Source organism: Phytoactinopolyspora endophytica (assembly GCF_004138495.1).
GTDB lineage: Bacteria > Actinomycetota > Actinomycetes > Jiangellales > Jiangellaceae > Phytoactinopolyspora > Phytoactinopolyspora endophytica.
Map to the genome: position 1 here is coordinate 1 of NZ_ML142884.1, position 313 is coordinate 313.

The 313-nt window shown below is 65.5% G+C and carries 1 protein-coding gene; it reads left to right on the forward strand.

The features are described 5' to 3' along the window. A partial coding sequence (locus tag ELR45_RS33710) for an AAA family ATPase (RefSeq protein WP_420814006.1) occupies positions 1 to 313 on the forward strand: 313 nt, incomplete at both ends.

Consider the following 313-nt stretch of genomic DNA (forward strand, 5'->3'; position numbering starts at 1 on the left):
TCGACCTCGTGGGCTTGAGCGAGGTGGCCGATCGCCGCAGCGGCGGCTTCTCACTCGGCATGGGACAACGCCTCGGCATCGCGTCCGCCCTACTCGGCGATCCGCACACGGTGATGCTGGACGAGCCGGGGAACGGCCTCGATCCGGAGGGAATCCTATGGATCCGCAAGCTGCTCAAGTCGCAGGCAGACGAGGGACGCGCGGTTCTCGTGTCCTCGCACCTGATGAGCGAGATGGCGCTCATGGCTGATCACTTCATCATCGTCGGGCGGGGACGATTGATCGCCGACATGTCGGGCTCCGAGCTCACCAC